The 18,643-nt window shown below is 46.3% G+C and carries 15 protein-coding genes; 8 read left to right on the top strand and 7 right to left on the bottom strand.

Translation table 11 applies throughout. The features are described from left to right. Positions 1–782: 782 nt before the first annotated feature. Complete coding sequence (locus IEY09_RS11145) at positions 783–2,423, bottom strand: BamA/TamA family outer membrane protein (RefSeq protein WP_188871077.1); 1,641 nt, start codon at positions 2,421–2,423, stop codon at positions 783–785. A 171-nt stretch (positions 2,424–2,594) separates the two neighbouring features. Further along, complete coding sequence (locus IEY09_RS11150) at positions 2,595–3,815, bottom strand: threonine/serine exporter family protein (protein WP_037413798.1); 1,221 nt, start codon at positions 3,813–3,815, stop codon at positions 2,595–2,597. Positions 3,816–3,970: 155 nt separating this feature from the next. On the opposite strand from IEY09_RS11150, the gene IEY09_RS11155 reads away from it, so the two are divergent. Both IEY09_RS11155 and IEY09_RS11160 read left to right on the top strand, forming a co-directional pair. Continuing rightward, a complete protein-coding gene (locus tag IEY09_RS11155; protein WP_037413796.1) occupies positions 3,971–4,369 on the top strand; it encodes an MAPEG family protein in 399 nt (132 codons plus the stop codon). A 211-nt stretch (positions 4,370–4,580) separates the two neighbouring features. Further along, positions 4,581–6,926 carry a YgiQ family radical SAM protein gene (locus IEY09_RS11160; RefSeq protein ID WP_188871079.1) on the top strand — a complete coding sequence of 782 codons (2,346 nt, stop codon included), beginning with the start codon at positions 4,581–4,583 and terminating at the stop codon, positions 6,924–6,926. A 203-nt stretch (positions 6,927–7,129) separates the two neighbouring features. On the opposite strand, the gene IEY09_RS11165 is transcribed toward IEY09_RS11160, so the two are convergent. The 4 genes from IEY09_RS11165 to speFL form a co-directional block, all read right to left on the bottom strand. Next, a complete protein-coding gene (locus tag IEY09_RS11165; protein ID WP_188871081.1) occupies positions 7,130–8,284 on the bottom strand; it encodes a porin in 1,155 nt (384 codons plus the stop codon). 124 nt (positions 8,285–8,408) lie between these two features. Next, complete coding sequence (gene potE, locus IEY09_RS11170; RefSeq protein ID WP_037413789.1) at positions 8,409–9,728, bottom strand: putrescine-ornithine antiporter; 1,320 nt, start codon at positions 9,726–9,728, stop codon at positions 8,409–8,411. Positions 9,729–9,812: 84 nt separating this feature from the next. Further along, positions 9,813–11,975 (bottom strand): ornithine decarboxylase SpeF, encoded by a 2,163-nt coding sequence (gene speF, locus IEY09_RS11175; RefSeq protein WP_188871084.1) that lies wholly within the window; start codon positions 11,973–11,975, stop codon positions 9,813–9,815. A 311-nt stretch (positions 11,976–12,286) separates the two neighbouring features. Further along, positions 12,287–12,403: a leader peptide SpeFL gene (gene speFL, locus IEY09_RS20385; protein ID WP_367303096.1), complete on the bottom strand. Its 117-nt coding sequence runs from the start codon at positions 12,401–12,403 to the stop codon at positions 12,287–12,289. A 472-nt stretch (positions 12,404–12,875) separates the two neighbouring features. Between speFL and IEY09_RS11185 the strand changes: the two genes are divergently transcribed. From IEY09_RS11185 to IEY09_RS11210, 6 genes are all read left to right on the top strand, one after another. After that, positions 12,876–13,424 (top strand): YbhB/YbcL family Raf kinase inhibitor-like protein, encoded by a 549-nt coding sequence (locus tag IEY09_RS11185; protein ID WP_047534161.1) that lies wholly within the window; start codon positions 12,876–12,878, stop codon positions 13,422–13,424. Positions 13,425–13,441: 17 nt separating this feature from the next. Then, the gene (locus tag IEY09_RS11190) at positions 13,442–14,200 is read left to right on the top strand and encodes a helix-turn-helix transcriptional regulator (protein WP_188871086.1); all 759 of its coding nucleotides are present in this window, start codon (positions 13,442–13,444) and stop codon (positions 14,198–14,200) included. Between the two features lie 31 nt (positions 14,201–14,231). Continuing rightward, complete coding sequence (locus IEY09_RS11195; protein WP_037413772.1) at positions 14,232–14,582, top strand: YkvA family protein; 351 nt, start codon at positions 14,232–14,234, stop codon at positions 14,580–14,582. A 171-nt stretch (positions 14,583–14,753) separates the two neighbouring features. Continuing rightward, the gene (locus IEY09_RS11200; RefSeq protein ID WP_188871088.1) at positions 14,754–16,151 is read left to right on the top strand and encodes a hypothetical protein; all 1,398 of its coding nucleotides are present in this window, start codon (positions 14,754–14,756) and stop codon (positions 16,149–16,151) included. Between the two features lies 1 nt (position 16,152). After that, the gene (locus tag IEY09_RS11205; RefSeq protein WP_188871090.1) at positions 16,153–17,190 is read left to right on the top strand and encodes an acyltransferase family protein; all 1,038 of its coding nucleotides are present in this window, start codon (positions 16,153–16,155) and stop codon (positions 17,188–17,190) included. Between the two features lie 129 nt (positions 17,191–17,319). Further along, positions 17,320–17,877, top strand: a complete 558-nt coding sequence (locus IEY09_RS11210) for a hypothetical protein (RefSeq protein ID WP_229777880.1) — start codon at positions 17,320–17,322, stop codon at positions 17,875–17,877. Positions 17,878–17,949: 72 nt separating this feature from the next. On the opposite strand, the gene IEY09_RS11215 is transcribed toward IEY09_RS11210, so the two are convergent. Continuing rightward, entirely contained in the window at positions 17,950–18,531 is a 582-nt protein-coding gene (locus tag IEY09_RS11215) for a YSC84-related protein (RefSeq protein ID WP_037413762.1), read from the bottom strand. Between the last annotated feature and the right edge of the window lie 112 nt (positions 18,532–18,643).

Consider the following 18,643-nt stretch of genomic DNA (forward strand, 5'->3'; position numbering starts at 1 on the left):
TATGAGGACATAGTGGATGCCTGCAGCCAGGCATGGAACAGCTTTATCAGTTGTACAAAACGCGTGGTAAAGATGTGCTCTCGGGAATGGGCAAAGGTGACTGAACTTTAATGCGGAATGGTATAACAGCAATGTTAGGGCTTTTTCGTCTTTGGAGTTTATCTATTTTAATTGTCGCAGAATCCTGTTCTACAGCATTTATCCCTCTCATTTATTGAGCGCATCACTGTGTGATGTACCATACCAATCGTATTCAATATCTGTTCATTTAGCGGAGTACAAAGCACTTTAGGCAAGGTGAAGGCTTGAAGGCATAATGGGTTCTGCCAAAAGCCTTGAGCGCAGCATAAGCGCTTTACCATGCAGTGAACACCTGACAGCCTCAAAGGCATCCTGCTTCCTGTGGGGTTGACTTAAAATGGAATAACTCTTTCTGCGTTAATGCGCCTCGAATTGAAATACCTGTAAGGCTATGAACTGATGAGATATTTGATTTGGCTGGTTTCAATGGCGAGCTAAATTTAGTGGTATCGGGACAGTGTCAGTGGTTTGCTTAAATGAACTTGAGAATGAAAATACTCGACTAAAAAGCGGTTAAAGGCTGAAGTAATAGCAGAGATGATAATCCAATTTTGTTGACCACTATAAATCCCCCTTTAGTGATTAGAAGAATATAGCCTACTTAAAAATCACTAAAAGTGAGCCATAGGGATCGCTCTTATCGGCCAGATTTAAACTGGTTTATAGCGTCTCTAAGGCTAATATTCTGTCAACTAAATAGCTTAAAAGCTTTGTTTGACTAAGAATCGCCATTCCCAACTGTTTACTGAATCGCCCCCCGTGTAAGGTACCGAAAAATCGATATGGGCGACGTTGCCATAACTGGATCTAGATGAATAAATCCGCGCGCCAATACCTATGCTACCTAGCGGGCCGTTGACTTCGTTATTGTCGGCTAAGGGACCGCCAGAGGCTTGGCCTACATCCGCAAAGACTGCCCAGCCGAGTTCGGCTAATTGGTATAAGTTGATATTCGGATAATTGCGGATTTCGGCGGTAAATAACCATTGGTTATCCCCTTGTTGATATTCGTTGGGATAACCTCGTACTCCAGTTTCATCCCCAAGTCCTTGAGTTAGATCGAGATAGGTATTATTGGACAGGCTTGCCCAAGCTTTGCCATAGGCAATCCATTTTGGATTGATTTGATAGAAGTATTCCGCTTGTACATTAGCCTGAAAAGTGTCTTTTTGCGTGGTGCCTAGAGTGCTGGTCGCGCCCATTTCCAGTAACCAAAGATGTTCATCAAATTTATAACCCCTACTGGTTTGCCATTTAAAGTGGTAACCCACTGGGTTATTGTCGCCGATATCATTGGTTTCAATACCGAGTTGGATATAGTGATGCCATCCTAAGTTAAAGTCTTCATTATTACGGATCAGGTGCACGTTGTTGAGTATCTGAAAATCATCTTGAACATATTCATAGGCAATCCAGGGATACATAAAGTCCCTATCATGTGGTAACTCTGAGTTGGGATACACCTCTGAATTGGCAAACTCGTGTTTGTCTTGGGTAAAGCCAGCAATAAAGCGAGACAGATTGTCGTTGCTTCTATTGAGTAACCAACCATATTGCAAATTAAGGTAATCGACAGTGTGGGCAAACTCGTTCACCTCTTGCCCATTTTGTCTCAAAATATCGGTGCGGCTATCATCTAAAAACTCGGCCGAGTACATGGTCTCAGTATTCAATGAATAGAAAGGCTTGCTCACGTACACATGTTTAGCTTGGCCGTCACTATTATCATAAAATTCAGCGGCGACAATGCCGTGATCAATAAAACTCACGGGTGCCTCAAAGGCAAACTTATAGCCAGTGCGGGATTCGTTAGATTGATACTTTAAGCGGGTGCGAATGCCAGTACCTAGAAGGTTATCTTCTTTTACGCCAAAGGAATAACGAGTGTCACCTCCTGAGCTGCTAAAGCTGGCCGTTGGCAGTAGCGACCAGTTGTCCCAAGTTTCAATAATAATGGATTCATCTTCGAGGGGAGAATCCGTTTGGGGATCCTTCTCACTTGTATAAACTTTGGCATCACGAATATAGGGTTCGGCGCGCAATAAACGTTGAGACTCATCGAGATCTTTTTGGGTGACCGTATCGTTTTCGCTAAAGGTAAGCTTATCGCGAACCACATATTCCTTGGTATTTATATGCAGATAGTTCGCCCAACGGTGGATAAAAAATGCATCGGGATCTGACTCGTCGAAGATAGGATTGCTTACAACGATGATCTTACTAACCTTTTTTGGGGCTTGATCCGAGGTGGTTTTGGGCGCAACCTCATCCGCTGTGGCTAGGTTGACTAGACCACAGAGGCAACAAGGTAGAATCGATGCATACAGGGTAAACTTCTGCATAAAACCACTCCCGTAAACTGGATGGCAACAGCTTAAGGTTCTGCTGCTTCACAATTTAATAACACACGGGATATGACGATTAGTCAAGTAAACATTTTAATAAGATTATGATTTTACATAAGGTTATTTTAAGAATAGGGCTGGAGTTGGCGCCAGCCCTGAGGATGAATGTTATAGCGTACGCCTTGGTGGTACTACGACGTTGGCAAAAATCAGTCCGGCGATAAGCGACATAAAGATCAAAAAGATCTGCGAGCCAATATGGGATTGGTTAAGCATAGTTTCGCCGGAGATCAGCGCGTTCAGCCCTATGTAGGTTTTACTGCCGGGTACTAAGATCACAATGCCTTGCAGCAATGCAATTGAGGCGGGAGCCTTCATCCAACGGGCATAAAGATTGGAGTAAACTCCTACGGCTAGGGCACCAAAAAAGATCCCCACCGAATCCCCAAAAAAGTGCCCACCTAACATGGCGGAGAAAAATGCGACAATTCCCGCTAGAACGCCCCAAGGCGAATCTTGCATCCGTGCTTTAAAGATGAACACCAGCGCCATAGAAAGGATGGGCACCGCCGACCAAATCGCCCAGCGAGGCAATCCTTCCGGTTCGATATAAATGGCCTCACCGAAGAAGGCTTTACCAATTGCCATCCCCAAAACTGCACCAAAATATAGCTTAAACAACAGCATACTGGCGTCCATGATCCGCGCTGTGCCCGAAATCAAATCGCGTGCCGCCAGCTCAGCAAGCCCCAAGGTTAAGGCTAAACCGGGAATAAAGATGATGATCGAGGAGAGGATCACCACCGGAATATTAATATTAGGGTCGATGCGGGCAATGGCGCAGGCGGCAATGGCGCAAACAATCGTCGCGAATGGCTCTAACACTTCTGCCATGCGAGTCGAGCGCTCGGCGCGGTATACAAAGCCATAGACTAGCAAGCCTAACAAACCAGACCAAAAAACATCGTTCCACCCTGTGCCCATCAACATGGCAAATGCCGCTGCTGAGGTGCCGAAGGAAAAACAAGTTAGTGCTGGGCCGTAGGGGTTGGGTTTGTTGGCAATTTCCTCTAGCCTGTCTAAGGCTTCGGTGAGCGTGCGTTTACCTGAGGTGAGTTCATCCACCAGTTCATCGGTGCGGGCGAGAGAACCTAAATCCAACTCGCCGGGTTTTACCCGCGCAACATGGTTATATTCTTGATCGGTATCGTGTTGTAATACGAAGGTCATGGAGGTCGGCGAGATTAAAAAATAACCTTCGATTCCGAGCGTCCGAGAAACGGTTTGTAAATGGGTTTCAAGACGGTAAGCGGGTGTGCCAAACTTATGCAAAGCCTTACCTAGCTTAATGATAAATTTACGCTTTTCGAGAAACTGTTCGTTATCCAATCGGGCTATTCGCTGTATAAAAAGTTGTAAGAGATTGCGCGCGCATATTAACCTATCTCGTCACTAAAAGGTTAATGGCTTTTAACCTTAATACAAATAAATTGCTGAATTTTTGCGGTGTATACCGCGCTTATGTTAATTAAAAGGGAGTTGCTATGCCATTAATCGTAACAGGGTTTTACGCCAGCTTGACTGGGTTGTTAATCATTGCTTTAGCGTATCGAGTGGTGAAATTAAGACGAAGCCAAAAAATCGGTCTCGGTGACGGCGGTAACGATGCTTTAGCACTGGCGAACAGGGTGCACGCAAATCTAATTGAGAATGCGCCCATCGTATTGATTTTAATGCTAGTGGCCGAGGCGGGTGGCTTAGCGCATTTCTATTTGCACTGCTTTGGTACTGTATGGATTGTAGCGCGTTTACTCCATGCTATTGGCTTAACTCAAGGCAAAGGCGGTTATCATTTCGGCCGTTTTTGGGGCGTGTTGCTCACTTGGTTGGTGACTATCAGCCTAGCCCTAGTCAACTTAGTGCATTTTTCCCAAAGTCTGTAACTGCTGGGATAGGTAATGGCCGTCTAAGCCATATCCTTAGCCACTTTAGGGGTATTAAGCGCATTGGCGTAAATACCCCGAAAAACACCTCGGCTGCTGTTTTTTTAATCGCACTTATCCCTGTTTGCCTGCTATACTCCGCGTCCCTAAATCGGTGCGGCTTGCTTTTGTCTGCACCTTTGTTTGACATTACGCTTTTGGGTCAAAATCGATGCAAGTTGAATCCACACTGTTTAGCCATCCCAAGTATTGGGCCGAGTGCTTTGGCACTGCGCCTTTTTTACCTATGTCTCGCAAGGAGATGGAGAAATTAGGCTGGGACAGCTGTGACATTATTATTGTCACTGGCGATGCCTATGTGGACCACCCAAGCTTTGGCATGGCGGTCATTGGCCGGATGTTAGAAGCCCAAGGCTACCGTGTCGGGATTATTGCTCAGCCCGATTGGTCGAGCAAAGATGCCTTTATGCAGCTTGGTCGCCCGAATTTGTTTTTTGGTGTCACCGCCGGCAATATGGATTCGATGATCAACCGTTATACCGCCGATCGCCGAATTCGCAGCGATGATGCCTATACTCCTGGCGATGTCGGCGGTAAGCGCCCCGACCGCGCTGTGACGGTTTATACCCAACGTTGTAAAGAAGCTTACAAAGATGTGCCTGTCATTATCGGCGGCATCGAAGCGAGTCTGCGCCGTATTGCGCACTACGATTATTGGTCGGATAAAGTCCGCCGCAGCGTGATTTTTGATGCCAAGGCCGACATTTTAATGTACGGCAACGCCGAGCGTCCGCTGGCCGAAGTGGCGCGTCGTTTAGCGGCGGGCGAAGCGATTGCGGATATCCAAGATGTGCGCGGTACTGCCGTTATCCGTAAAGAGCCTATGCCCGAGTGGCGTGGGATGGATTCTCGCAAGATAGATCAACTACATAAGATCGATCCTATCCCGAACCCCTATGGCGCCGACGATGTGGGCTGCGCCAATTTATCAGGCCCATCGGATGTTAAAATTTTCGATAACGATGCGCCAAAGCCTATCAGTGTGCAGCCGCCACGCCCTAAGCCATGGGATAAAACCTATGTGCTGCTGCCTGCCTTTGAAAAGGTCTCTGAGGACAAATACTTATACGCCCATGCTTCGCGGATTTTGCACCAAGAGCAAAACCCTGGTTGTGCGCGGGCGTTGTTCCAGCCCCACGGTGACCGTGGCGTGTGGGTGAACCCACCAGCTTGGCCACTCAATACCGACGAAATGGATGCCGTGTTCGATTTACCCTATAAACGGGTGCCGCATCCTGCCTACGGCAAGGAGAAAATCCCTGCCTATGACATGATCAAAACCTCGATCAACATTATGCGCGGTTGCTTCGGAGGCTGTTCATTCTGTTCGATTACCGAGCATGAAGGCCGGATTATCCAGAGCCGTTCGCAAGAATCGATTATCAAAGAAATCAAAGATATTCAGGATAAGGTTCCCGGTTTTACTGGGGTGATTTCTGACTTAGGTGGCCCCACTGCCAACATGTACCGCCTCGGTTGTACCAGTGAAAAAGCGGAGAAAACCTGTCGCCGTTTATCATGTGTGTATCCATCGATTTGCGGCCATTTAGGCACAGATCATAAACATACGATCGACTTGTACCGCGCCGCTCGCGCCGTGCCCGGCATTAAGAAAATCTTGATTGCTTCGGGCGTGCGTTACGACTTAGCGATTGAAGATCCTGCTTATGTCAAAGAGTTGGTCCAGCACCATGTGGGCGGCTATTTAAAAATCGCCCCTGAGCATACCGAAGAAGGGCCGCTCAGCAAGATGATGAAACCCGGCATGGGCGCTTACGATAAGTTTAAAGAGCTGTTCGATAAGTTTTCTAAGGAAGCGGGTAAAGAGCAGTTCCTGATCCCTTATTTTATTTCGGCGCATCCGGGCACGACCGACGAGGATATGCTTAACCTCGCACTCTGGTTGAAGGAGCGTAAGTTTAAGCTCGACCAAGTGCAAAACTTCTATCCATCGCCAATGGCGAATGCGACGACCATTTATCACACTGAGTTGAACTCACTGAAAAACGTCAAGCACACCAGTGAGGTGGTGCCAGTGCCGAAGAAGGGCCGCCAACGCCGCCTGCATAAGGCGCTGCTGCGTTACCACGACCCAGCAGGTTGGCCAATTATCCGTGAAGGCTTGATTGCCATGGGACGTGAAGATTTGATTGGTAACAGTCCAAATCACCTCGTTCCACCAGAAGGGCGCAACGAACGTGGCCCTAAATGGATGAAGGATGCCAACCAAGGGCAAAAAGCCCTGACACGCTTCTCGGGTAATCAGTTTGATGAGCGTAAAGGCAAAGGCGATGCCAAGGGCAAACCGAGCGCAAGCAAGCCTAAGGGACCAAAGTCTGGGGCGAATGCGGCGCAAGGTCAGCAGCCTAAAACCAGCCGTCCGGGAGCTAAGGCGCCTTTTGGTCAGTCGGGCTTTAAGGGAAAATCAGAGCAGGGTAAGGCTGGCCACCAAGGTCGCGGAAACAAAGCCTCTTCAGGCCGTCAGCACGCCAAGTAACGGTGAAAAAAAGCCACTCCAGTAAACCTATTTGGAGTGGCGCAGAGATGATAGTAAACCAGCGGTACCATCCAATGAGTGTGTGGCGAGCGTTTGTAGACGGAACGTGCGCCGCACCTCGGTCTCAAATGGGCCCACGGATATGAGGAACGTGAGCCACTATCCCTCAATGTACGGGAGAGCCTGATGAAGACTTTCCATTCCTAAAAGAAGTAGTTAATCCCTACCGCAAAGCCATTATCTTCCTGCGCTTCGAGTGCTGGATCATCCATATTGCTGAAATCTAACTTCATTTCGGCAAACATCACAGTGTCGTTACTGTAACGGTAGTGCAGGCCAAGCATGGCGAATTGGCGGGTCCATTTGCCTTGGATGGGCGTACTGGCATCTGTATCTAAGTCCAAATAGCTGAGGACAATCATAGGCACAAAGCCATTATCGAATTGATAGGCCGTCATCAGCTCAGCGCCAGTAGCGTCGTAGAGTTCGCCGCCGACTAGCTCATTGTTCTTACTCTGATGGGCGTTAAAGCCGACGTAGAGACCGCTGGCTTCGCGGTTATCGGCGTAGTGATAGTAATCACCATACATGGCGCCGATACCGACGATTTCGTTGGTTTCATCGACTTGAGTGTTTCCTAGGTGACCTTCAAAGTCGCCACGGTTAACGCCGGCGAGCAGTTTAAATTTGTTGGTGAGTGAGTAGGTTAGGCTAGCGCCGTAACTGCTATCGAAATTAAGCTCAGAGTTAGCCATTTCGCTGCCGTCATCGTTTTTTAAGGTGACATCACCATTGGTTTTGGCGGCGTATTGTAGGGCGATTTGCACTGGGCCAAAGCTATTGCGGTAGATAAACGCGGAGTCGGCACGGCCAGTTCCGGTTAAACCGCCATCGCTAAAGGCATAGGCACCGACACTATATCCGGCGAAGACGTTCGGTAAGTCCGTTGTGCCTGCGACATCGTAGTAAGCGCCCCATTGCTTACCAAAGCTGAGGCTACCCCATTCATCGTGTGACATACCGACATAGCCTAAGCGGTTGTAGAGGAAGTCTTCGGTTTTTTCGGCGGCCAATTTGCCACCTTGCATCACTAAACTGTCATCGCTAGACACCATGTTGATGCCCCATTCCGTGGTGGCAAAGGCGGTCCAGCCATTTCTCTCGCTGCGTTCAAAGCTAAATCGTACTCGGGAGGAGTCATCGATTACTGAGGTATCGTGGCTGTCGTTGAGTGCCGCGAAGCCTAACCAACCGCTTAAATCTAATGAATTTTTTTGATCGTTATAGAGTTCAATCGCTTGGCTGCTGGTGGCCACCAACAGCATAGGTAGCATTAACGCTATGCAGGTTTTTTTCATCATTCCACCGAAATTTGGCAAGTTTTGTCTGGGGACCTTAAGCACTGTGGCTTAAGGTCCCTAAAGACGGATTGCTGTTAAGTTTCTTATTTATTAAGGGATTAGACTCGCAGGTGCATTGTGCTCACGCCGCTTTGATCCCAACGCTTGGGGTTTTATTTGAAATCACCCCGTAGATGGTCCAACCGAAGAAGGTCGCGATAGCACCTAACATCACAGCAGTTTCACCAGAGCTATAGAGGGCGTAAAAGCTATACAGAGCACCGATAATCGCAATCACGTTGGCGACACGGGCTTTGTTCGCTGGCACCTTGAGTTGTTTTTGCATCACACCTAGCGCTGCCATCGACAGGATATAAGGCACAATGTTAGTTACCACCGCAAGGTTAACGAGCGCTTCAAACTGTTTGCTCAGTGATGGGCTGATAGTCATCAAAGACAGCAGGGTTTGAATCGAAACGATGATGGTCATCCCCCAAATTGGCGCATCTGCTTTGCTGACTTTAGCGAACACTTTAGGGAAGAAACCTTCATCGGCAGAGGCTTTAAACACTTGCGCGATAGTGAACTGCCAACCGAGCAATGAACCTGTACAGGAGATAATGGCGCAGGCCATTACGATTTTACCCACAACAGGGTTAAACATTTGCGCGAAGGCTAAACCAAAAGGTGCGTTTGAATTAGCAAGTTCGGCGTTAGGCACAATCCCAGCTATCACGTTGGTGGAAACGATATAGATAAGCGCCGCTCCTAAGGTTCCGCCCATTACGGCGATAGGAACGTTTTTCTCTGGGTTATCAACGGCCTCTGAGTTAGCACAAGCCGATTCTAAGCCAAGGAATGCCCATAAGGTCATCGCGATAGAACCGCCTAAGGCTTTGAAGAACGGCATATCATGTGGGTTCCATGCGCCTTTATAGAGGTCGATGTCGAACCAGAACCAACCGACTAACGACACGCCAATCACTGGCAGAATAATCCCCCACACGGTCACGCTGCTCACGCGGCCTGTAATGCGAGCACCACCAAAGTTTGCGACAGTGGCTAACCAAAGCACGCCAATGGTGGCAAGACAGATAGCCATTGGGCTTAAGTTCACTTCGAGCAGCACCGCGGCATAACCCACGGCGGAGATAGCGATGGCGACGTTAGCGATAAGTAGCGAAACCGCATAGGTGTAGTTCGCCATAAAGTTACCGCTGCGGCCAAAGGCATATTCGGCATAACCGCCCATACCACCAGTTTTTTTACTGAACATCCCGCATTTTGCAAACGCAAAGGCCAGCGCGGTTGAGCCTGCGGCGGTCACAAGCCAAGAAAGCACAGAGATAGTACCGACTTGGGCTAATTGGGTGGGCAGCATGATAATCCCAGAGCCCATCATATTAACTATGGTGATAATCGTTAATTGGACAACGCCAATTTTATTTTCTGATTTACTCATAATAATGACCTAATAATATAATTCATTATAGAAGGTTGAAATTGACTGTAGAGCGGGGTTAATTAACTCTACAGTCAGATTCAATTATTTATTTAATACATAACCTAAGGCTTGGATTTTTCCGTCTGGGGTGCTTTCGAGGTAAACACCTTGTAATTCTGGAGAGAATCCGGGTAATAAATTGATGCCTTCTTCAAGGGCTAGGAAATAACGTTGTACTGCGCCACCCCATATTTCACCTGGCACCATACATAACACCCCTGGTGGATATGGCAGGGCGCCTTCTGCGGCAATTCGCCCTTCGATTTGTGACAGTGGCACTAATTCAACATTGCCGCGAATAAACTCGAGGTTAGCTTCCTGTGGGTCCATTACTTTTGTTGGGAAGTGAGCATGGCGGAACATTTCTTTTTGCAGTTGTTTTACGTCATGGCTTACATAAAGGTTGTGCATTTCTTGGCAGAGTTGACGAATGGTATAGTCTTTATAACGAGCTTTATTGGCGTTATAGACGTTTGGCAATACTTCCGATAATGGCGCATCTTCATCGACTAATTTCTCGAAGCGAGATATTTGCGACACTAAGTGCTGCATTTTTGCCATATCTTCCGCAGGTGTCATCAAGAATAAAATCGAATTTAAGTCGCACTTCTCGGGAATAATATTATTTTCACGTAAGAAGTTAGCCAAAATCGTCGCGGGAATACCAAACTCAGTATATTTACCGGTTTCGGCATCAATACCTGGCGTAGTTAATAGGAACTTACAAGGATCAACGAAATATTGGCCTTTTTCATAGCCCTCGAAGGAGTGCCATTTTTGTCCGGGTTCAAACTCGAAGAAACGTAAATCATCGGCCATTTGTTCAGTTTGATAATCCTGCCATGGGCGCCCCTCGATCATACTTGGGATAAATGGCTTGATATATTTACATTTTTTAAGCAGTAACTTACGCGCTTCAATACCGGCTTTTACCGCTTCACGCCACAGATAACGGCCGCTGGCGCCTTCGTGCATCTTAGCGTTCACATCCAATGCCGCAAACAGCGGGTAGAAGGGGCTGGTAGAGGCATGCATCATAAAGGCGTTGTTGAAACGTTTATGGTTGCAGTATCTGGCTTGGCCTTTGATATGTTTATCTTTTTTGTGAATTTGCGAGGTTTGTGAGAAACCGGCCTGTTGTTTGTGTACTGATTGAGTCACGATAATACCGGGATCGTCAGGTGTCAGTTCCAGCAGCAGTGGCGAGCAGTCGTTCATCATAGGAATAAACTGTTCATAGCCAACCCAAGCCGAGTCAAACAGGATGTAATCACATAGATGACCAATACGATCAACCACTTGGCGAGCATTGTAGATGGTACCGTCATAGGTGCCGAGCTGGATAATCGCTAAACGGAATGGACGTTGTTCATCGGCTCGTTCTGGTGCTACTTCGCGAATTTGTTCCCTTAAATAAGCTTCTTGGAAGCAGTGGGCGTCGATACCGCCAATAAATCCGAAGGGGTTACGGGCAGTTTCTAAGTAAATCGGTGTTGCGCCCGCTTGAATTAACGCGCCATGGTGGTTGGATTTGTGGTTATTACGGTCGAATAACACTAAATCACCTTTAGCAAGTAGCGCATTGGTAGCGACTTTATTTGAAGAAGAAGTCCCGTTAAGCACAAAGTAGGTTTTATCGGCGTTAAATACCTTCGCCGCGTATTTTTGTGCATCCAGCGGCGCACCTTCGTGGATCAATAGATCACCGAGTTTAACGTCGGCATTACACATATCTGAGCGGAAAATGGTTTCACCAAAGAAATCGAAAAATTGGCGGCCCACAGGATGTTTACGGAAGAATTGACCACCCTGATGGCCTGGGCAGGCAAAGGTGGAGTTACCCATTTCCACGTATTTTTTCAGTGTGCCAAAGAAAGGTGGTAGTAGAGCTTGCTCATATTTTTGGACGGCGGTTTCGACCTGTTTTCCATAGAAATCGGTATTGCTACCGCAGAGTTCAAATACCCCGGTAATCGAGGAGCAAATATCATCTGGGAAGGTTTCTTCACAGCAAACGGATACGAAAATAGGCAGTTTTAATCCGGTATTTTTAATTTTTTCAACAATACCATTTTTAACATCATCAACAGAAACTACAGCCGCGCCCACATCGCAAAAATCTGTGGTTAATACATTGACAACTTCTCTGTCTATTTCAAAACATGATCTAACAGATAAGCTGGCGGCAACTTTTAATGATTTCATCGTTAATTTCCCTTTTACTTTAAAAAGTTTTGGATACAACTTGGCCTATACCTAATTAAAAATATTAATGGTATTAAATTAGATATGGCTATTCCGTGTGCAGATATGATGAAGCTATAAGTCGTCCAAGAATAAATAGATAGATTTATTCAAAATGAATGACTTAGCCGCAGCGTTACTGCACGAGCAAAAGAATGCTTTGATTTAGGTGCGAGATAATAAACCTGAAAAAAAACAGTACGATAAGTGTATGCGCTTACGAGGGCAATACCACTTTAGACCTGTTAATTGGTCTACTACCTACGCGAAGATTAGCGAAGGAAGATAAATGAATGGTCGAAGTAATCACGTTGGCTAGGCATCATGATATGTCTAGTACGTCGAATATGTGCCATGATTTTAGATTTCCTCTTCATATACAACTCCATTATGAAATTCGAGAAAATTATTAATTCGTTTTATTACGGCATGGAGTTTATCTAGGTGTTGCCAATAAAAATATGATCGGTGTCTTATTTTTAATTAACTGTAATTATTTATTGCAATAAGTTTTATCTGTGTAATTACAGTCAATCATCCTTAAGTATCATTATCTAAATAACGAAAGTAAATATTGTCAGTTTATTTTTAAAATTAAAAATGCATAAATTTATAAATAATAAATATCTAATTACGCGCAAACTACAGTATTAATTTGCTTGGTGATTTATAGGGTACGCCATCCTTGCATAAAAATGCAGATGAAGTCTTTACAAAATCACTTGAGTGCTTAAATATGACAAAAAGTCGACACTTTTTCTCAATTTTGAGCATTTAGGGAAGAAAATTGGCGTTTTGAGGCAGGTTTGCCACTTAAGACTGACGTAAATTAGCGGTGTTACGTATCAATTGGAGATTGTGATGAAGCATTTACATAAGTGGATAGTCGGAATTGGATTATTTACCGCAGTATTAGGGTCGGTGCAGGCCATGACCTTATCGAGCAAAGATATTAGTGAAGGTCAGCAATTATCGAATCAATTTGTTTTTAATGGGTTTGGCTGTACAGGCGCAAATATTTCGCCCCAACTTGCTTGGCGCGATGCCCCTGAAGGCACGAAAGCCTATGCGGTGACGGCGTATGATCCCGATGCACCCACGGGCAGCGGCTGGTGGCATTGGGCAGTTTATAATATTGGTGGCGATCAACAGCAATTAGCGCAAGGTGCGGGTTCTAAAGCCAATGCATTACCTAAAGGGGCGATTGCGCTAAAGAATGATTTTGGCACCACCGACTTTGGTGGCGCCTGTCCACCGCAGGGGCATGGCATGCACCGATATGAATTTACAGTGTGGGCGCTACCGTCGCCATTAGAGTTACCTAAGGATGCCTCACCCGCGCTGTTAGGCTTTATGCTCAATGCACAAGCTTTAGGGCACGCTAAGCTGACCGCAGTGTATCACCGCTGATATTACAGGGCTGATGTATGATCCGCATGTTTGAATACGACTCGAAACAGGCGCAGTCACTCTCACGGGTGCCTGTGCATCAGCCCTCGATTATTAGAGTGATCCAAGGGGAAAAGTCGTTGCTTTGGCAAGATGATACCCTCGCCGTGAATGCGGAACAGCTATTATTGTTACCCGCCGGAAGCCATATCAGTTTCGTCAATCGGCCAATGAGCGGACGTTACCGAGCGGTGCAACTCGTCTTGCCCTATGAGTTGCCCTCAGGCGTTACGCTGGCGGCAACCGATAGGACGATGCCAAAGCCTACACAAACGATCTCACGCTCGGTCGATTTTGCCTGGAATGCGTTACTGCATAGTCTGACCTTGGCGCTGCCCACATCGGTGCAGATGCATTATTTAGCCGCATTATTGTTAAGTTTGCCGCAGCAAAGTAGTGTTAATTGGCTTTATGGGCATAAGCAATCGAGTGTCACTCAAGCCGTATTGGCAATACTGAGTCAACATCCTTCTGCCCCATGGCAGCAAGAGGAAATCGCCGACAAGTTGCATATGAGCAGTGCCAGTTTAAGACGTAAACTGGCGCAGGAAGACACTAGCTTTAGGCAATTGCTCGCAGAAGTGCGCTTGTGCCAGGGTTTAGCACTATTGCAAAACTCTAGCGATTCAGTTTTACAAGTCGCATTGTCTTGCGGGTACTTGTCAGCAGAAAAATTTTCAGCACGCTTTAAACAAACTTTCGGCCTGACACCCGCTGCATATCGCCGTACACTGTGAGTCGTCAATATCGCTAAATTAGGAAGTAGACATGGCAGAAGAGCAATTCACTGAAACTGGTTTTTGGAACAAAATCAAAATGTTTGGTCGCCAGGCTGGGCGTGAGGTGGTTGAGCGTGCTTTGTGGCTTTACTATGCTGCGCAAAAGCCTAATACACCTACGTGGGCCAAGTCGGTAATTTTTGGGGCCTTGGCGTATTTTATCTCGCCTTTAGATGCGATTCCCGATTTAACGCCGTTAGTCGGTTTTACTGATGATTTAGGGGCGTTAGCGGCGGCGTTGACTATGGTAACGCTTTATATTGATGATGAGGTTAAATCACTGGCTGCGGCTAAGTTAGCGTTGTGGTTTGGCGATGAGCCGACAACGCCTAAATCCTGATGTCTCTGTGCATTAAACCTTAAAAATATGATTTTATTAGTGGTTAATGAAGATGAGTTGGCTTAGTTTTTTGAGGGTAAAAAAATTTTCTGTTAAACGTTTCACTATTACGCAATTGCGCTATATGCTAGCGCTGTTTTGTGAACCCATTGTGTGTGTTTAGGCAAATAAATGAAAAATATTATGGTGGTGATCCTGTGGTTGATAGGAGTCTCTGCCGCCACTCCCGTGTTCGCCGATAAGGCCTCGCCAGAACAACTCGCTCGTCTGTACCTCGATTTTATGGCTCAAACTAGTCGTCAGAGTGAAACTCTGTGGCCGGGATTTCGTCTCGACGATAAAGTCCACCTCTTCAGCTATGCGGGCAGTGTTTGGTTACGTCAGCCCGGTGGTGAGATTATTAAAGACAACAGTGTGTTAGAGTCAGTTAACCTTCACTCTGGTCTATCAGTTAATTTTGGTTTTCCTCAGTATCAAGGGTTGGCTGGTGTGCTGATCCAGCTAGAGTCTCCCACGATTCAATTTGATAGTACGACAAAAACTGCCGATTTGCCTTTCGTGATTTGGGCTGGCAATAGCGTACATGAGGCGTTTCATTTTTACGCTCAATCCGAGTGGCGTGTATTAGAGGACGCTCGCCGCTATGAAGGGGAGGTCTACCCGCTTAATTTTGATGCGCGCTATTACCGTCTTCAGTTATTCAACTCGCTCATGTCAGCCTTAAAACAGCCCGAGCAACAAGCATTGTACTTAGGCCATGCGGCTTACTGGTTGCAGGCATGGCGTCAAACGGCGCCTAACGAAGATAAAGTCAGTTATGTGAGTGATTTAGTCGAAGGCAGTGCAAAATACGTTGAGTTGATTGCGGGCGCGCGCTTCCTGAGCCAAAACCAAACCTATCTCGGTTATCAACAGATACTGCTGCAATATGTGCAGGATTATTATCAACAGCAGCAAATGCTTGGCGGTTGGACGGCCGAAGCTGAGAATATCGGCGCACTTGCGGGAATACTGTTAGATAGCACTCAAGATGCCTATGTGTGGAAGGAGTCGGTGATGTCGGGCATGTTGCCCGTGGATTTACTGCTCGGCCGCATTAAGCCGATTGCGCCTCCTGTTGGGCAGAATATGACGCAGAAGAAACGGCTGCAGGATATGCTGGCCTACTATCCGGCGACGGAGCAAAAACTGACACAGTTGCTTAAGGATGTGCAGGACCCGAAAGTACCGTTATTGGTGATGCCGAGTGTGAGCGATAGCAGCAGTTTTATCGATGTGGGTGAGGTGCGCTCCGGGTTTTATGTGGTGCCCTATCAAGAAGAAATGACCCAAGCCTATTTAGGGATGAGTTCACAATTCAGTAACTTAAATCTAAATGGTAGTCCTTTGTTAGATGTACCTTTACAAAATTATTGTGAGGGCATTGAAGCTGCAACTCTGTTACCTTTGGGGTTCACCTTTCAGCGCGAAGGTCAGTATTTGGTGTTCAATGAGCCGGAAATCCATGGCACCATCCGGGTTTCTGCAAGTGTTGTTGAGGGAAGAACCCTCTACTGTGCGATGAATTAATATGAGAAAAAATCAGCTCGAATTTACCTACATGCGTGGCATCGCGATTATTTTTATCGTGCTTGGCCACAGTATTTATAACTCTGGGGAAGGGTTTCCGTTATTGCTGGAAAATTTACTCAGGGGAGGCACGGCGTTGTTCGTGTTTATCTCTGGTTATTTTTTTCATCGGATTTTTTATAAGGATTTCGATTACGGTAAGTTCATGAAGAATAAAGTGCAAAATGTGCTTTATCCCTTCTTAGTGGTTTCCGCTGTTGGCTTATTCTGCTTAAGTTTACGCTGGATTTTTATGGAGCATCAGCCACTTGAACAGTTGTTGCTCAGTATTTTTTATACCGTACGAAATGGCTACATCTTGTATCCGCACTGGTATATCCCGTTTATCATGGCGGTGTTTTTATTCTCGCCAGTGTTTTTGTGGTTTATCCGCTGCTCGCAGCAAATGCGTTGGACGCTATTTGTGCTGAGTTGTGTAGTGGCAATCCTACTCCACAGACCCATAGGTAACGTCAACTTCATCCATTCAGTGGTTTACTATATGCCTTTCTATTTGATTGGTATTCTATACTCCCAAGATGAACATATTGTGACGCGCTATGGCTCGATTTTCAGTGCATTAGCGGTGATCTTCCTGATCGTCAGTCTGGTCGAGCAAAGCTACATAGTGCAGCACATTGGTAACTACCATAAAGCGCCGTTTGAATATAACGGCATCGACTGGCAGTTTATCCAAAAACTGAGCCTGTGTGTGTTGGTGCTTAACTTCTGTGATTGGCTGTCAAAACGTAGTCGCTTACCTTGGCTTATCGAAATCGCCGAAATGAGTTTTGCGATTTTCTTTATCCATCCGCTGTTCGATATGTTGTTTAATACCACTGCAACGATATTCCGTTTCCGTTTTCCGCCTGGGTCTGCTATCACGAGTATTCTGTTCTCGGCCGCGATTTTTCTCTTCCTGATGGTGGGTAGTATTATCACGGCACGCTTTATCAAAAAACGTTTAGGTAACCGTTCTCGTCTTTACATCGGTTGGTAATCCTTCACAAGTACAGGGGAATTAAGTTTAAATTTATTCCCCTGTGTTAGCGTGTTTTGCATTGAATTTCCCATGGAAAACATAATGCAAACTATCACCTTAGCACGTCTTGGAATTGTCGGCCTATGGATGGCAACGCCAGTATTTGCCAATGCGACTCCCAAACCTGCACTTGCCATAGAACAAGAGACTTTCTTCAATCAATTAGCCGCCCATTGCGGTAAAGCGTTTGCGGGTAAAGTCGTCTCAAAGGACAGCGCCGATGCGGCTTTTCGTGATAAGTCATTAGTGATGCATGTGCGAGAGTGCAGCGATACTGAGCTGAAAATCCCATTCCATGTGGGAGACGACCATTCCCGTACTTGGGTGATCACTAAAACGGATCAGGGGTTAAGGTTAAAGCACGATCACCGCCATCAAGATGGGACTGAAGATAAAGTCACTATGTATGGTGGCGATACCGTCAGTATGGGAACCAGTCAAAAGCAATCATTTCCCATCGATCAGGCATCGATTGATAACTTTATGCAAAATGGCCTAACCCAGTCTGTCACCAATGTGTGGCATATAGAAGTTACGCCAAACACCTTCAGTTATTTACTCACTCGGGAAGCTCGTCATTTTCAAGTGGATTTTGATCTAACCCAACCGCAGCCTTTACCGCCAGTTCCTTGGGGACATGAGTAGGTTAAAGCGTAATTAAAACAAAACCTCTGAGCTTTTCGAGTTCAGAGGTTTTCTGGAAGCAGTCTTGTAATCTTAGTTAGCTCTAGGCTCGAAGGTAAAAGATTGTCCCGCCAGTGCGGCTTCAAACATTAGTCCACCCTTGGCAACGGTAAAGACCGCCATGCCATTGATATAGGCTGCGGTGGCAGATTGATTACCACCGGCTTGACCAGCGCCTGCCGAGTTGCCTGTGGTGCCCGCTTTGGCGTTAGCGCCCATATTAATGGCAACGGCAGAGGCTTGGGCATCAAACTCAAAACTGCCACTGGTGAACTCATTGTAGGATTTGGCATCTTTAAAGAAGATGATTTCACTATAGGCTTGTCCACCTAATTGAAATCCAATAGATAGCTGGGTTAGGCTGGAGTCTCCCATATATTGTCCCGCTTGAAAAACCCGACCTTTGCCGTAGGCGGCGCCAATACCAATCCCACCTTTGCCAACTGTTGGAAAGAGGGCGTAGCCATAGGCGGTATCAAAAAATTTGCGGGTTTCTTTGGCTTGGTGAAAATTTTTTAAAGCCTCAGTGTAACTATCATCTGCTTGCGCAGCTGGTGCCAGTAAACTGGCAATCAAGCAGGTCGATGCGACAACAAAAGATAAAATTGATTTCATGGCGTTCCTCCTTAAGTCTTGGTTCCATCAGACTACCCTTTGTTGTCACAAATGACAGCCTAAAGCTGCGTTAATGTCAGCTCGGATTCAGTTTTTCAATAAGACATGCTGC

Source organism: Shewanella xiamenensis, assembly GCF_014647135.1.
Lineage (GTDB): Bacteria > Pseudomonadota > Gammaproteobacteria > Enterobacterales > Shewanellaceae > Shewanella > Shewanella xiamenensis.

What these genes read in the sequence shown, in the direction of transcription:
- IEY09_RS11145 (WP_188871077.1), bottom strand. Translation starts at nt 2,423, where the DNA reads ATGCAGAAGTTTACCCTGTATGCATCGATTCTACCTTGTTGCCTCTGT.
- speF (WP_188871084.1), bottom strand. Translation starts at nt 11,975, where the DNA reads ATGAAATCATTAAAAGTTGCCGCCAGCTTATCTGTTAGATCATGTTTT.
- IEY09_RS11200 (WP_188871088.1), top strand. Translation starts at nt 14,754, where the DNA reads ATGAAAAATATTATGGTGGTGATCCTGTGGTTGATAGGAGTCTCTGCC.
- IEY09_RS11205 (WP_188871090.1), top strand. Translation starts at nt 16,153, where the DNA reads ATGAGAAAAAATCAGCTCGAATTTACCTACATGCGTGGCATCGCGATT.
- IEY09_RS11160 (WP_188871079.1), top strand. Translation starts at nt 4,581, where the DNA reads ATGCAAGTTGAATCCACACTGTTTAGCCATCCCAAGTATTGGGCCGAG.
- IEY09_RS11210 (WP_229777880.1), top strand. Translation starts at nt 17,320, where the DNA reads ATGGCAACGCCAGTATTTGCCAATGCGACTCCCAAACCTGCACTTGCC.
- IEY09_RS11155 (WP_037413796.1), top strand. Translation starts at nt 3,971, where the DNA reads ATGCCATTAATCGTAACAGGGTTTTACGCCAGCTTGACTGGGTTGTTA.
- potE (WP_037413789.1), bottom strand. Translation starts at nt 9,728, where the DNA reads ATGAGTAAATCAGAAAATAAAATTGGCGTTGTCCAATTAACGATTATC.
- IEY09_RS11165 (WP_188871081.1), bottom strand. Translation starts at nt 8,284, where the DNA reads ATGAAAAAAACCTGCATAGCGTTAATGCTACCTATGCTGTTGGTGGCC.
- speFL (WP_367303096.1), bottom strand. Translation starts at nt 12,403, where the DNA reads ATGGAGTTGTATATGAAGAGGAAATCTAAAATCATGGCACATATTCGA.
- IEY09_RS11215 (WP_037413762.1), bottom strand. Translation starts at nt 18,531, where the DNA reads ATGAAATCAATTTTATCTTTTGTTGTCGCATCGACCTGCTTGATTGCC.
- IEY09_RS11195 (WP_037413772.1), top strand. Translation starts at nt 14,232, where the DNA reads ATGGCAGAAGAGCAATTCACTGAAACTGGTTTTTGGAACAAAATCAAA.
- IEY09_RS11190 (WP_188871086.1), top strand. Translation starts at nt 13,442, where the DNA reads ATGATCCGCATGTTTGAATACGACTCGAAACAGGCGCAGTCACTCTCA.
- IEY09_RS11185 (WP_047534161.1), top strand. Translation starts at nt 12,876, where the DNA reads ATGAAGCATTTACATAAGTGGATAGTCGGAATTGGATTATTTACCGCA.